Raw genomic sequence first — 14,255 nt, forward strand, 5'->3', positions numbered from 1 at the left:
GGCGCCCCCTCGTGCTGGATCAGCTGATTATGCCCGCAAGACGGCGACAAACTGGTCGATGACCCAATCGATTTCTTGCTCGGTAATCACCAGCGGTGGCGCGAACCGCAGCGTCGAACCGTGCGTGTCTTTGACCAGCACACCGCGCTCGGCCAGCCGCAGGCTGATCTCCTTGCCGGTGGCCAGGGTGGGTTCGATGTCGACGCCGGCCCACAAGCCGAAGCCACGCACCGCGATCACACCGTCACCGATCAGGTCCCGCAACCGTCCGTGCAGATGGGCTCCCAATTCGGCCGAGCGGGCCTGGAATTCGCCCCGCGCCAGCATCGCGACCACCGTGGTGCCGATCGCGGCGGCCAGCGGGTTGCCCCCGAACGTCGAGCCGTGCTCACCCGGATGCAGCACACCGAGGACATCGCGGTTTGCGACCACCGCCGACAGCGGGACGACGCCGCCGCCGAGCGCCTTGCCGAGCAGATAGACGTCGGGCACCACACCCCACCGGTCGCAGGCGAACGTGTAACCGGTGCGCGCCAGGCCCGATTGAATCTCGTCGGCGATCATCAGCACGTTGTGTCCGGTGCACAGCGCACGAACGGCCGGTAGGTAGTCGTCGGGCGGCACGATAATGCCGGCCTCGCCCTGGATCGGTTCGAGCAGCACCGCGACGGTGTTCTCGTCGATCGCCTCGGCCAACGCCGCGACATCACCGAAGGGCACCGCACGGAAGCCAGGGGTGAACGGACCGAAGCCGCCGCGCGCCGTCGGGTCCGAGGAGAAGCTGACGATGCTGATCGTGCGGCCGTGGAAATTGTTCTCGGCCACGACGATGTTGGCGCGGCCCTCGGACACGCCCTTGACGTCAGCGCCCCACTTGCGGGCGACCTTGAGGCCGCTCTCGACGGCCTCGGCGCCCGAGTTCATCGGCAGCACCATGTCTTTGCCGCACAACTCGGCAAGCCCGGCGCAAAACGGGCCCAGGTTCGCGGCGTGGAATGCGCGACTGACCAGCGTGACGGTGTCGAGCTGGGCGTGCGCTGTCGCGGTGATCTCCGGGTTGCGGTGCCCGAAGTTGACCGCCGAATACGCGGCCAGGCAATCCAGGTAGCGCCTGCCCTCGACGTCGGTGATCCAGGCACCGTCGGCGCTTGCCGCCACCACGGGCAACGGCGAATAATTCTGCGCTGCATACTTTTCGACGAGTCCGATCGCGTTCTCGGTTTCGTCGCCGGCCAACGAAGTCGGGTGGTCCAGAATCGTCATTCAAACACCTCCAATGCTGTGTCTCCCCCACCCCGGGCAACGGCGAATAATTCTTCGCTGCATACTTTTCGACGAGTCCGATCGCGTTCTCGGTTTCGTCGCCGGCCAACGAAGTCGGGTGGTCCAGAATCGTCATTCAAACACCTCCAATGTGCAGCACTTGACTGAACCCCCCCCCCCCCTTGAGCAGCTCGGAGAGATCGACGCCGACGCCCTCGAAGCCCGCTTCCCGCAACTGGGCTCCGAAAACCGTTGCAGCGCAAGGAAGCACGACATGCAGGCCGTCGGATACCACATTGAGGCCAAGCACGTAGGCGTCCGCGCTTCCCACCACGATAGCGTCGGGAAACAGCGCGTGCAGTTGATCCTGAGCCGCCACGCTGAAGGCGGGAGGGTAGTAGGCGATCGTGTGGTCGTCAAGGACGGCCAGCGCGGTGTCGAGGTGATAGAACCGCGGGTCCACCAGCTCGAGCGAGACCACCGGCATGCGCAGCGCCGCCGAGATCTCGGCATGTGCGCGCCGATCGGTGCGAAAGCCGTAGCCCGCCAACACCATTTCGCCGACCAGCAGCAGGTCGCCCTGCCCCTCGTTGACGTGGCGGGTCGTGACGGGCTGGTAACCCATCGACGACATCCACTCGCCGTACGCCACCGCCTCGCCGGCCCGCTCCTGGTAGCGGAATCGGGCGACGATGGCGACCTCACCGGCGACGAACCCGCCATTTGCGGCGTAGACCATATCCGGCAGACCGGGGACCGGCTCGACGATGTCCACGCGATGGCCGAGCCCGAGGTAGGTCTGCCGGAGGCCTTCCCACTGCGCGTGTGCGACGTCGACGTCCACGGGCGCACTGGTGTCCATCCACGGGTTGATCGCGTACTCGACCGCGAAGTAGGTCGGCGGCGTCATCGCATATCGACGAGTCCGAGCTGTTCTGGACCGCCTGGGGGCGGCGTCTTGCCATGCCTCGGGCCGGGCGCGCGGAGCCGGGTCGGCGACATAGTAATCCGTCATAGATCAAGGGTATTTGGACGTCTGTACACAATCAAACGACGATTCTTGCGTGTCTATGAATGATTTATTGCGATACAGTGCTGTCGACAGCGATTTATTGCACAAGCTTGAAATGGGGACAATGGACCGCCTGGATGACACCGACGAGCGCATCCTCGCCGAACTCACCGAGCATGCGCGGGCGACCTTCGCCGAGATCGGCGAGAAGGTGAATCTGTCCGCGCCGGCGGTGAAACGGCGCATCGACCGCATGCTCGACAACGGCGTGATCAGGGGCTTCACCACGATCGTCGACCGCAATGCGCTCGGCTGGAACACCGAGGCCTATGTGCAGGTGTACTGCCACGGCACGATCGCGCCCGATCAGTTGCGCGCGGCCTGGGTGGAGATGCCCGAGGTGGTCAGTGCCGCGACGGTGACTGGGACGTCCGATGCGATCCTGCACGTGTTGGCCCGCGATATGCGCCACCTGGAGTCCGCACTCGAACGCATCCGGGAGAGTGCCGACATCGAGCGCAGCGAGAGCATCGTGGTGCTGTCAAACCTGATCGACCGGATGCGGACCTAGCGCGCGCCGGGCTTCGCGAGCGTAACGCCAGGCCGGGATTTTGGTTGAATTTTCAGCGTGTGGTTACGCTCGAGCGCCGAACCAGCGCGCCGGCCGGGCCGCTGGCTGGCGAGTTGCATAGGGCCAAGGCTGGTTTCGTTCCGGCACCGAACTCGCCCGGGCCCCCTTGAGCTGCATCCGAAGGTGCTGCCGCAGGTCGTGCAGATTGGGATCGGTCCACCGGTTGTTTGCTTCGATCGGGTCGGCGGTCAGGTCGTAGAGCTCCCACTGATCGTCGAGCGGAGACGTCCGATACGCCTCTCCCCCAAGGCCATTGGCCGCCAGATGACGAACGCCCGGCTCGGTCCAGGTGCCCGGGTCGTCGAAGGTGCGAACCAGCTTCCACAGATGTCCGTCGCCGCCGGCCTCGTCAACCCGCAATACCAGACCCTCGAAATTCGTGGCGGTGTGCGCGGGAACCCGGATCCGCAGCGGCGCGGGCGGATTCACCGTCTGCTTCAGGCGCCGCGCCAGACCCGACGCGCCGCTATCCCCTTCGAGCATGTTGTCGCGGGTCATCAGGTAGACGGCCCGGGTGTCGTCGGCGGGTGCGCCATCGACGACCGGCATCAGATCGCGGCCCGGCAGTTCGTGTACCTCCGAGAACGACTCCGCCAGTGTGGCAGCCACTTCCGCGACATCGACCCCGGCGGCACCCAGCAGCGTCGGGACCAGGTCGACATGCGATGTCGGCGCCGTGACCACCCGGGGCTGCGTCGCGCGCGCACCGATGCGGGCGATGACGAACGGAACACGGGTGGCTTCGTCGTAGAGGTTGAACCATTTCTGATGCAGCCCGCCGTGAGCGCCCAGCAGGTCGCCGTGATCGGCGGTGCGCACCAAAACGGCGTCCTCCGAACCACCTTCGGTGACCGCACGTCTGACGCGGTCGATCGGCCCGTCCACCTCGGCATGCAGGCGGTAGTACAGATCGCGGTAGCGCTGCGCGCCGCGCTCGTAGGTCCGGTCGATCGCGGGTGCCGGGCCGTAGCCGGAGTAATACGCCTCGCGGAAGGCGATTTGCGCGGCGGGCTTGGTCGACAGGTCCTCGTCGGCGGTGGGCGCCGGGGCGACCGGTGGCGGGTCCAGCGGCGACGGCTTGACCGGGCTGCGCCGCGACCACAGCGGGAACAGCACGATGTCGTGCGGGTTGACGAAACTGGCGACCAGCAGGAACGGGCGCAGCGCGGACGGGTCGCCGGCGCGACGGCGCGCGTAGCGGTCGGTGAGCCACGCCACGACGCGATCGGCGATCAGCGGATCGCGGCGAATCCCGGCATTGCCCAGCAGCGCCCCGTGTGGCTCCGGGCCGACCCACCCGGAAAAGCCATACGGCCCAAGCGGATCCGCGTCCAGATAGCGTTGCACCGCGGCCGGGTCGACGACGCCGTCGTCGTCGTTGGTCGCCAGCGAACGGCCGGTGTCCGGGTCTTCGAGATCCGCGTGCGAGATGTGCCACTTGCCGTCGTAGTGCGTGTCGTATCCGGCCGCGCGAAACCAGTTGCCCAGGGTGGGCACCTCGCCGGGACGAAGCCAGCGCATCCGGGAATCGTCTGCCGTCTTCCCGATGCCGTCCGTCTGGGTGACGCCGTGCAGGTCCGGGTACTGCCCGGTGAAAATGGTCGGGCGGCTCGGCACGCAGGCGAGCGATCCCGTGTAGTGGCGGCCGAAACTGACACCGTGGTCGTCGAACCACTTGCGGCCCGTCAGTACTCGGTCGCGCCACGCCAGCACACCGGGCGTCTCGTACGGCGGCACCGCCCGTTCCTCGTCGGTCATCAGGATGACGATGTCGGGGCGATCAGACACGCGCATTCTCCAATCGGTTGGCAAGCCCGGCGAGCATCGAATCAGATTGTCGCGCAGCTACTTGACACACGACACGTTCGGCAAGCTGCTGCGGCGGCCAGGGCCCGATCTCAACCGTGGTGGTCAGCGTCACCACGGTCGAATCGCCCGAACCCGCCGCCAGCGTCCAGCGGTTGACCACCCGGCGCAGCAGCCGGGGCAGACCCTCGATGTCGTAGGCGAGCGCGTGGGGCGGGTCGAACTCGGTGATGCGCTCGACCAGTGTGTCGCGTTTGACCTGGACTCGTCTCGTGGTGCCGACCGGTGCTCCGTCGGCTCCCGAAGCCAAGATGCACGAGTGGTCGACGTTATCGGCCCACGAAACGATGGCGCCGAAGTCCGCCAGGACATCCCAGACCTCTTGCGGGCGCGCAGCAATGGTACGAGTGCGCTGGATGTCGGCCACGCGCTTACGCTACGCGACAAGTCTTAAATCGGAGTGATGTGCATCATTGTCTCGACCACCACCGACGCGGACCCCGCCGCGGCAAACAGCGCCAGCGCCACCCAGTCCGCCGGTTTCGGTCGGGCCGGAGACGCCGACAGCTGACCCGCCCCGCCGCGAGCGGTGATCGCGTCGCCCATCTCGTCGGCACGCCGCAACGTCACGACCATGGCCGTCGCGAGCAGGTCGATCAGCTCCCGGCCCTGTTGCTTGCGCCGGGCCCTGCGGGTCGCCGGCAACTCTTTGGGACGCAGCCGGCGGGCGGCGTAGAGCACCTGGAACTCCTCGATCAGCATCGGAAAGGCGCGCAACGCCAGCGCCAACGTCACAGCCCATTCGTCGACCGGGATCCGGAATACCTTGAACGGGCGGCCCAAAGTTGCCAGTGCTGGGCCGATTTCGGCGACATTGGTCGTCCAGGACACGAGCGCCCCGAGCGCTATCAACAAGATCGTCAATGCGGTCACCCGCAGGAAATGCAGTGATCCGCCGAGGCCAACATGAAGCCCGCCCGCCGATACCACCGGACTACCACCGGCGACCGCGGCGGTGATGAAGCCCAGCGCGATCATGAACCACATCCAGCGCGGCACCGATGGCATGGCGCCGCGCGGAATGTGCGCCAGCCACACCGCCGCGATCGTCAGGGCCCCGAGTAGCCCGATGGTCACCCAACCCGGATAGAAGGTCAGCAGCACCGCGGTGCCGACAACGACCAGAAGTTTGGTGCCGGCCCACAACCTGTGGATGACGGTGTCTCCGGGGACCGGTACCAACAGCACCACCGGACGACGGGGTTTCTTGGTGGTGGCCTTGGCGGCGCGCGGGGACGCGGTGTCGGTCATGCCGCACCCCCGGTCGCGGTGGGCACCGTTTCCAGCACGCCGTCGCGCAAATGCAACGTGCGCGGGCAAATTCCTTCCAGGCCGATGCTGTCGTGCGAGATCACCACCAGAGTCAGACCCTGCTCACGGCGAAGGCGGTCCAGCAGTGTCAGCAACCCGCGCTGACTGGCGACGTCCAATCCCGCCAGCGGCTCGTCGAGAATGAGCGCTCGCGGCGAACGCGCCAACATTCCGGCCAGCACCACGCGGCGCATCTGGCCACCGCTGAGTTGGTCGATGCGGCGCTCGGCCAACGCGGGCTGCAACCCGACCAAACCCAATGCCGCGGCGACCCGCTCTTCGTCTTCATGCGAAAAACCCGCCGCCGGGGCCACTTCCAGGTTGACGTGGCTGCGCATCAATTGCAGCCGGGCCGACTGAAATGCCAATGCCACCACGCCGACACGCTCATGGGTGGGCTCGCCGTCGATCAGGCAGGTGCCCGTGGTGGGGACCGTCAGCCCGGCCATGATCCACCCGAGTGTCGACTTGCCCGAGCCGTTGTCGCCATGGATCAACACACCATCACCCTGCTCGGCGACGAAGTTGATGTCGCGCAACGCGGTCTTGGCCCACGGTGTGCCACTGGCGTATTCGTGCCCGACGCCGACGAGTTCGATCGCTCCCGCGTCGTGGCGCCGCGGCGGCACGGCGCTTGACACCAACGATTCGTCGAATCCGATCGTGACGGTGTTGTCCGACGACTCGCTGAGATTGATCGTGCGGTTTGCCGACGCGGCCTCGTCGTCGAAGTGGGTGATGTGCACCAGGGCGGTCCGGTGCCGTGTGGTGAGGCCCGACATCACGTCCAGCAAGGCATCGCGACCCTGCTGATCGATCATGGAGGTGACCTCGTCGGCGATGAGCAAGGCGGGCTCCCGGGCGAGTGCCCCGGCGAGCGCCAGACGCTGTAACTGCCCGCCCGACAGACTGGACGTATCGCTTTCGGCAAGGTCGTCGAGGCCCACCTCGTGCAGGAGCCGGCTCACGTCGACCTTGGCGTCCGGGGGTAAGCCCCACACCACGTCGTCGGCGACCCGGGTGCCCAACACTTGACTCTTCGGGTGTTGCAGGACAAGCGCCGTGCCGCCCTGTCGGCCCAAACCCACCGCGCCGGGCCGGTGCACGGTTCCCGAGGTCGGCCGCCGGCCGGCCAGGATCAGCATCAGCGTGGTCTTGCCCGAGCCGTTGGCGCCGGTGATCGCGACGTGCTCGCCGCTTCGCACCTCCAGGCTGACTTCGCGCAGTGCGTCCTTAGCCGCCTTGGGGTAACGGAACCGCACCCGGTCCAGCCGCACCGGCACCGGACCGATCCCGGCATCCGCGGGCAGTTCGATGTCGGGTGGATCCAATTTGTGCACATCGGGGATGTCGCCCATCCGTTCCAGCAGCCGCGACAACCCCGACCAGCCGACCAGCGTCACCAGCACGACGACGAACATCAAGTACGGCAGCACCAACCACGGCCAGTACTGCAGCCCCTCCGCGACGTAACGCTGCAGCGCCGCGGCGACATTCGGCAGGTGCACCCAGCGCAAGAATGCGGCGACGCCGTTGACGTTCGCGGTCAGTACGCCAAAGATCAACTGCCGCAACCGAGTCAGCACGGCGAACACGCCGACCCAGGCGGCGCCCCAGAGGAATCCGGCAACCAGGGACGAGACGATCACCGTGGGTACGCCGCGGCCCTTGCGCTTGACGATGCCGCATATCCCACCGACCCAGGCGGCGTCGACAACCATCGCCGAACTGCCCATCCCGGAAATCAAGAAAGCGATCACCGTCGCGGCGACGGCCGAGGCGATCAGCACCCGAGGACGGAAGCGGTAGGCGAGCAACCCCATCGGCACCGTGCCCAGCACGCCGAAGCCCTGAGCGAACGGAATGACCGCGGCAATGATTGCGGTCACCGCACACAGCGCCCCCATCACCGCGGCCTGAGCTAATTCGTTCGGCTGCAGCGGTCCGCTCGTGCTGTGCCGAAGAGGGCGCAAGGTCACTTTCTCGATTGTGCCAGGCCGACACACCGGCCGCCCCGAGTTAGCGGCCCTTTGCTGGCCGGTGACGATTCTGTGCATCAGGGCGACAGCGGTTGGTCTCGCATAGCAAAGCTATGCAAGCATGGATCTATGGACAACGTTGTCGACACCGCAAACGTCGCGCTCCAGCAGGGGCTGGGCGCGGACCTGCTCGCTGTGGTCGCGCGGCTGAACCGACTGGCTACCCAACGTATCCAGATGCCGCTGCCTTCGGCGCAGGCCAGACTGCTCGCGACTGTCGAGGTTCACGGAGAAGCCCGCATCGGCGACCTTGCCGCCGTCGACCACTGCTCGCAACCCACGATGACCACCCAGGTGCGCCGACTCGAGGACGCCGGGCTGGTTAGCCGAACCGTCGACCCCGGCGATGCCCGTGCGGTCCGGATCCGCATCACCGACGAGGGACGACGCACGCTGAACGCGGTCCGGGCCGACCGCGCCGCCGCGATCGAACCGCAGCTGGCGATGCTCGAGCCCGCCGACCGCGAGGTGCTCGCGGAGGCGGTCCAGGTGCTGCGCCGACTGCTCGACAATGCCGCGGCGACGCCGCGCCGCAACACACTGTGACCGGCGTGCACCCCTTGTGGGGCGATGACCGCCAGCGGGTAGACACTTAGTCAGTGGCTTCCGCCTTCCCAGCCTCACCGCTCACCGTCTTCGTCGGCCCGATGCGGTACGTGTTTGCCCCGGGCCGCGACGCGATCGTGGCGTACGGGGATTGGTGTGACATCCCGCTGGACCGCCTGGGCTTTGCCGCCCCGCCACCGCCGATTCCGCAGCCCGACGTGCTGCTGCGCTTTGCCGAGACGCGCTGGGTCGCCATCGATAGGAGCCGCGGCGGCATCTTCGTCGACGGCTCTCGGGTGCCGACGGTCGACATCCTTTCTCTCATACACATCTGACGCTATACACAACTGACGCCCATATTAACTTGGTTGGCACCTTCTCCATAGACTCAATTATCTATGTTTGTCGTTTCTGTCTTGTTAGAGGTTCTCTTGTTGTCTATCTGAAAGTGAGTGGGCTAGTCTGCCGCACCGCCGCCTCCGCCCGCGCCTCCACCGCTCGCGCCACGAGAGCAACCCATCGCGCCGGAGGAACAGCCCAAGGGCCGTGGCCTGATCGAGCGGATGACCGACGCGACCCGCAAGCTGCGGGCAAGCCGTCCCGCCGAGGCCACCACCAACTTCCGCGCCGAGGAGCCGAACACGACCTATCGGCTGCCGCTGGCGACCGGTGCCCGCACGGTCGGCGTCAACGCCTACCGGCTGGGACTGCGCACCGACAGCCACGATCTGCTCACGGACGTGTCGTTCACGGCGCGCCCGGGCACGCTGACCGCGGTCACCGGCCCGTCGGCCGCATGCAATTCGGCGCTGCTGGGGATGCTGGCCGGCACCCGGGCGCCCAGCACCGGGCAGCTCACCATCGACAGCCACGACGTGTACGCCGAACTCGACCCGATGCGCACCCGCATCGGGATCGTCGGACGCAACGAGACCATGCACCGGCGGCTGACCGTCGAACGAGCCCTGCGCTACACCGCCGAGTTGCGGCTGCCGCCCGACACGACACCCGAGCATCGCGACCGGGTGGTCGATCAGGTGCTCGAAGAGGTGGAGCTGACGCCGCACCGCACGACGCGGATCGGCAAGCTCACCCCGGAACTACGCCGGTGCGCATCGGTGGCGATCGAACAGATCACCCGGCCGAGCCTGCTGGTGGTCGACGAGCCGGGCATCGGACTCGATGAGGAGCAAGAAGATCACGTAATGGCCGTGCTGCGACGTCAGGCCAATCTGGGCTGTGTCGTCGTGGTGGCCACCACGACACCGACCCACCTCACGATCTGCGACCAGGTCCTGGTGCTCACGGCCGCCGGGACGCTGGCCTTCACCGGAGCGCCGCCGCAGGTCCAGTCCGCGCTGGGCACTGCGGACTGGTCCGAAGCTCTCGCGCGGATCAGCGCCGATCCCGACGGGGCGCACCGCGCGTTCACCGCACGGCAACAGGCACCCGGTCAGGCGGAACCGCCCGAGGTCGCCGCACCGTGGCCGCCGCAGCAAGCGCCGACCCTGACCCGCCAGGCCTGGCTGGTCGCGCGTCGCCAAGTGCGGGTGCTGGTCGCGGACCCGCTTTACACCGTGTTCTTGGTGGCGCTGCCGCTCGCGTTGGCGGGCTTGGCGTTGCTGATTCCCGGTGACTCCGGCCTGGGCCGGCCCGGGCCGACGAGCCGCAACCCCCATGAAGCCGTCGAGATCCTGGCCGCACTCAACATCGCCGCGGTAATCCTGGGTATCGCGCTGACCATTCGCGAACTGGCCGGCGAGCGGCGCGTTTTCCGGCGCGAGCAAGCCGTCGGGCTTTCGACGTCGGCATATCTGGCGGCCAAGATCGTCTTCTTCGGCGTGGCCGCGGCCGCGCTGGCGGGCGTCGTGTTCGCGATCGTCATCGCCGACAAGGGCCAGCCGACGCGTGGCGCTGTGTTGCTGCACAACGCCACCGCCGAGCTGTATGTCGGCGTGGCGCTAACGGCCATCGTCTCGGCGGTCGTGGGCCTGGCGCTGTCGGCCATGGGCACGTCGCTGCGCGAGGTCCTGCCACTGGCCATCCCGGCGATCCTGGCCTCGGCGGTGTTCGCCGGTGGCCTGATCACCCTGGTAGGCACCTGGGGCTACGACCAGATCTCCTGGTTCGTCCCCGCGCAGTGGGGCTTCGCGGCATCCGCCTCGACCGTCGACCTGCACCGAGTCGACGCCCAGGCCGCCGACATCCTGGTCTGGACGCACTATGCGGGCTGGTGGATGTTCGACATGATCGTGCTCGCCAGCTTCGGCGCGCTGTGGGCCGGTTTTGCTCGGTACCGGCTTCGGCCGCCGACCCGCGACATCGGCCCGCGGCCGCTACATCGCGAACAGCAGGAACTGAGTGATTCCCCGAGGTGAGAAATTGTTGTCGCTGACGAATACGACCGATTGACGGCCGTCGGTCAACTTCGGTCCCAGCGTGATGCCTTCGATGTTGCCCAGCGGCGACAGGCCCGGTGTCGCTGTCATGTCGACCGCCAACGACTTCGTCATCGGCGTCAACATCACGTTCGTCATCGACGGCATATCCAATACGTTTGTGGCAGAACCGATCTCGGCTCGGTAGACGCGGATCGTCTGCGGCATGGAATCGGTCCGCTCGATCACCAGAAACGTCGTATCCGTCAGCGCCACCAGATCCGAGACGCCGTTCTCCTCGGCCGGCGGTGTGGGTGGCTCCATCGGGTAGGCGTACTGGGCGGTGGGCTTTCCGGTGGCGACGTCGAATTTGGTGAACCGGGTCAGCACCCGGTTCCCGTCACCGGTCTCGGGGCCGTCGTTGTAGCCCGGGTCCTCCATCGAGGCGAACACCGATCGACCGTCAGGCGTCAGCGTCACGCCCTCGAGCGCCCGGTTGCGCCGCGGTCCGGTCTGCTGAGCGGACATGGCCAGATTGGCCGGCAACGTGAACTGCCCAAGATAGGCGCCGTCGAGTCCCGCGGTCCTGACCCACGGGTCCAGCAGCACCGGCCCCTCGGCCAGCCGCTCGCCTTCCGAACTCCAATACAAGCGTTGCCGGGCACGGTCGAACGCGATGCCCTCCGGGTCGGGAGGAACCACCGGCGGCGTCGTGTTCACCGCCAGCGGCCGAAACGGCTGATCCGACCGGTCCAGCAGTGGGTGGGTGGCGGTGAAGGTAACCCCGTCAATTCCTTTGTCCGACAACGACAATTGCACGGCGTAGAACCGGACGGGGTTCTTCTCCGAGCGGTCGTCGCTGATCACGTAGTAGAGTCCGCGCTCCGGGTCGTAGCTCAGAGCAGACAAGCCGCCGATCGTGGTGTCACCGAAAGTGGTGCCGAAGGCGACCTGGGCCTGACCGAGGTAGGCCAGCACCGGCCGCGGCGGACTCGGCGGAGCCGACGGGCGCGCGGCATCGCAACCGGTGAGCAAGCAGGAAAGACATAACCCGACCAGCGTCAGCGACCGGCCCCGCATCAAACGACTGCCGCCACGAGCAGGCAGGCGTCGTCTGACTCCGGGTTCTCCGGGCAAGGTGCCGGGCTGGGACATGACGTCATCTAATCGCATCCTGCCGCCTCCGCAACGCTGATACACCGCCACACGGTCGGCACCGGTGGGTTGTTCCCGCGGAGCGGCCGGCAGGTTACCGTCGGGTATGGCGCCAGACACGACAAACACTGCCGAGCACCTGCGCGACGCGTTGGACGGACGTTTCCGGGATGCGAAGAACGAGACCCGCAAATGGCTGAGCCAGGATCAGTTCCGGCCGCACTACACGCCGAACACGGTCCTGGCCCGCGCCAAGGTGTTCGAGCAGATGAAGCTCATCGCCGCCGCGGGAATCCCCGACGAGGGATTCCGCAAGGAACACGGCGGCACCGGCCACGTCGGCGCGGCGATCACGATGATCGAGATGCTCGCGATGTCGGATCTGTCCCTGATGGTCAAGGCGGGGGTGCAGTGGGGCCTGTTCGGTGGGGCCGTCGAAAACTTGGGCACCGAGCGCCATCACGAACCGTATGTGAAAAAGGTCATCAATCTCGAGCTCCGCGGGTGCTTCGCGATGACCGAGACCGGGCACGGCAGCGACGTGCAGGCGCTGGAGACGACAGCGACCTACGACACGCAAACCGAAGAGTTCGTCATCGACTCCCCCACCCCGACCGCCCGGAAGGACTACATCGGCGGGGCCGCCGAGACAGCAACGGTAGCAGCGGTTTTCGCGCAGCTGATCACCACCGAGAACGGTGAGCCGGTCAACCACGGCGTGCACTGTGTGCTGGTACCGATCCGCGACACCGACGGCAACGATCTGCCCGGCGTGACGACGTCGGACTGTCACTACAAGGGCGGCCTGCCCGGTGTGGACAACGGCCGCATCATGTTCGACCATGTCCGCGTCCCGCGGGTGAATCTGTTGAACAAGTATGGCGACGTCGCGCCAGACGGCACGTACAGCTCCCCGATCGACAACGCGAACCGCCGGTTCTTCACGATGATCGGCACGCTGATCCGTGGCCGGATCACCGTCGGCGGCAGCGCCGGTAACGCCGCCCGCGTCGCGCTCGACATCGCCACTCGATATGCGTTGCAGCGCAGGCAGTTCAGCGCTCCCGCCGACGAGGGCGAAGTCCTGATCATGGACTATCTGGTGCATCAGCGGCGGCTATTCCCGTTGATAGCCAAGTCGTATGCGCTGCAGTTCGCCCAGAACGAGCTGGTGTCCAAGTGCCACGACCTGCAGACGTCGGACTTTCCCGACGCCGAGGAGCAGCGCGAGCTGGAATCGCGTGCGGCCGGCCTGAAGGCGGCCAACACCTGGCATGCCAGCCGCGCCATTCAGGAAGCGCGCGAAGCGTGTGGCGGCGCGGGCTACATGGCCGAGAACCGGCTGATCGCCCTGCGGGCCGACACCGACGTGTTCACCACCTTCGAGGGTGACAACCACGTGCTGACCCAGCTGGTGGCCAAGGAACTGTTGACCGCCTACGCCGACGACATCAAGAGCATGAGCCCGGTCGATTGGGTTCGGTTCGCGGCCAACACCGTTGGCGAGCGGGTGCTGAAACGTACTGCGGCCGAAGCGATTATGCAAACCCTCGTCGACTCTCGCCAGGACAGCGAAGAAGAGGGCAGCCTGTTCAACCGCGGCACCCAGGTGAACATGTTCGAAGAGCGCGAGGAATACCTGCTGTCTTCGGTCGCGCGTCGCCTCCAGGGCAAGTCCAAGGAGATGTCGGAGTTCGACGCGTTCAACGCCGTGCAGGATCACGTGCTGCATGCCGCGAGTGCACACATCGACCGCATCGTGTTGGAAGCATTCGTCGCAGGTATCGACGCCTGCGAAAACGACGCGGCCCGTGAGCTACTGGAGATCGTGTGCGACCTGTACGCGCTGTCGGTGATCGAAGAAGACAAGGCCTGGTACATCGAGCACGGTTACCTGTCCACCGGGCGGGCCAAGGCGGTGACCCGCGGCATCAACGATCGGTGCCGGGCCCTGCGCCCGCATGCCGAGACACTGGTTGACGGCTTCGGCATCCCGGAGCCGTTGCGCTACGCCGAGATGCTGCACCCGGAAAACCTGCCCGAAGCCGACTGAA

Annotated in this window: 9 protein-coding genes and 2 pseudogenes; 4 read left to right on the top strand and 7 right to left on the bottom strand. The window is 66.8% G+C overall.

The annotated features are described in order from the left end of the window. Positions 1 to 27: 27 nt before the first annotated feature. Together rocD and ddaH are read right to left on the bottom strand one after the other, a co-directional pair. Positions 28 to 1,263: an ornithine--oxo-acid transaminase gene (gene rocD / locus MAAFP003_RS18060; RefSeq protein WP_096289055.1), complete on the bottom strand. Its 1,236-nt coding sequence runs from the start codon at positions 1,261 to 1,263 to the stop codon at positions 28 to 30. A 132-nt stretch (positions 1,264 to 1,395) separates the two neighbouring features. Further along, positions 1,396 to 2,278: pseudogene (ddaH, locus tag MAAFP003_RS18065) on the bottom strand (dimethylargininase). Positions 2,279 to 2,399: 121 nt separating this feature from the next. On the opposite strand from ddaH, the gene MAAFP003_RS18070 reads away from it, so the two are divergent. Continuing rightward, positions 2,400 to 2,846 carry an Rv2324 family transcriptional regulator gene (locus MAAFP003_RS18070; RefSeq protein WP_096289057.1) on the top strand — a complete coding sequence of 149 codons (447 nt, stop codon included), beginning with the start codon at positions 2,400 to 2,402 and terminating at the stop codon, positions 2,844 to 2,846. Between the two features lie 63 nt (positions 2,847 to 2,909). Here the strand turns inward: MAAFP003_RS18070 and MAAFP003_RS18075 are convergent, their stop codons facing one another. From MAAFP003_RS18075 to MAAFP003_RS18090, 4 genes are read right to left on the bottom strand one after another with little or no spacing between them, the layout of a single operon-like run. Then, positions 2,910 to 4,694, bottom strand: a complete 1,785-nt coding sequence (locus tag MAAFP003_RS18075; protein WP_096291259.1) for a sulfatase-like hydrolase/transferase — start codon at positions 4,692 to 4,694, stop codon at positions 2,910 to 2,912. Further along, positions 4,687 to 5,139 (bottom strand): SRPBCC family protein, encoded by a 453-nt coding sequence (locus MAAFP003_RS18080; protein WP_096289059.1) that lies wholly within the window; start codon positions 5,137 to 5,139, stop codon positions 4,687 to 4,689. Before MAAFP003_RS18080 ends, MAAFP003_RS18075 begins: the two co-directional genes overlap by 8 nt. A gap of 23 nt (positions 5,140 to 5,162) precedes the next feature. Beyond that, positions 5,163 to 6,023, bottom strand: coding sequence for an energy-coupling factor transporter transmembrane component T family protein (locus MAAFP003_RS18085; protein ID WP_096289061.1), 861 nt, complete (start codon positions 6,021 to 6,023; stop codon positions 5,163 to 5,165). Next, entirely contained in the window at positions 6,020 to 7,990 is a 1,971-nt protein-coding gene (locus tag MAAFP003_RS18090) for an ABC transporter ATP-binding protein (RefSeq protein WP_165796457.1), read from the bottom strand. The genes MAAFP003_RS18085 and MAAFP003_RS18090 overlap by 4 nt, the downstream gene beginning before the upstream one ends. Positions 7,991 to 8,191: 201 nt before the next feature. Between MAAFP003_RS18090 and MAAFP003_RS18095 the strand changes: the two genes are divergently transcribed. Beyond that, the gene (locus MAAFP003_RS18095; protein ID WP_096289065.1) at positions 8,192 to 8,668 is read left to right on the top strand and encodes a MarR family winged helix-turn-helix transcriptional regulator; all 477 of its coding nucleotides are present in this window, start codon (positions 8,192 to 8,194) and stop codon (positions 8,666 to 8,668) included. 101 nt (positions 8,669 to 8,769) lie between these two features. After that, a pseudogene (locus MAAFP003_RS18100) lies at positions 8,770 to 11,046 on the top strand (ATP-binding cassette domain-containing protein). Here MAAFP003_RS18100 and MAAFP003_RS18105 read toward each other — a convergent pair. After that, on the bottom strand, positions 11,005 to 12,126 hold the full coding sequence (locus tag MAAFP003_RS18105) for an esterase-like activity of phytase family protein (protein ID WP_096289067.1): 1,122 nt from the start codon (positions 12,124 to 12,126) through the stop codon (positions 11,005 to 11,007). The pseudogene MAAFP003_RS18100 and the gene MAAFP003_RS18105 overlap by 42 nt on opposite strands. A gap of 181 nt (positions 12,127 to 12,307) precedes the next feature. Here MAAFP003_RS18105 and MAAFP003_RS18110 point away from each other — a divergent pair, with 181 nt between their 5' ends. Beyond that, positions 12,308 to 14,254, top strand: coding sequence for an acyl-CoA dehydrogenase family protein (locus MAAFP003_RS18110; RefSeq protein WP_096289069.1), 1,947 nt, complete (start codon positions 12,308 to 12,310; stop codon positions 14,252 to 14,254). Position 14,255 lies beyond the last annotated feature (1 nt).

It is taken from the genome of Mycobacterium ahvazicum, assembly GCF_900176255.2.
GTDB classification, from domain to species: Bacteria; Actinomycetota; Actinomycetes; order Mycobacteriales; family Mycobacteriaceae; genus Mycobacterium; species Mycobacterium ahvazicum.

Bases quoted from the DNA above. Each gene is read 5' to 3' on its own strand.
- MAAFP003_RS18090 (WP_165796457.1), bottom strand. From the start codon at position 7,990: ATGGGGGCGCTGTGTGCGGTGACCGCAATCATTGCCGCGGTCATTCCG.
- MAAFP003_RS18070 (WP_096289057.1), top strand. From the start codon at position 2,400: ATGGACCGCCTGGATGACACCGACGAGCGCATCCTCGCCGAACTCACC.
- MAAFP003_RS18085 (WP_096289061.1), bottom strand. From the start codon at position 6,023: ATGACCGACACCGCGTCCCCGCGCGCCGCCAAGGCCACCACCAAGAAA.
- MAAFP003_RS18110 (WP_096289069.1), top strand. From the start codon at position 12,308: ATGGCGCCAGACACGACAAACACTGCCGAGCACCTGCGCGACGCGTTG.
- MAAFP003_RS18095 (WP_096289065.1), top strand. From the start codon at position 8,192: ATGGACAACGTTGTCGACACCGCAAACGTCGCGCTCCAGCAGGGGCTG.
- rocD (WP_096289055.1), bottom strand. From the start codon at position 1,263: ATGACGATTCTGGACCACCCGACTTCGTTGGCCGGCGACGAAACCGAG.
- MAAFP003_RS18105 (WP_096289067.1), bottom strand. From the start codon at position 12,126: ATGCGGGGCCGGTCGCTGACGCTGGTCGGGTTATGTCTTTCCTGCTTG.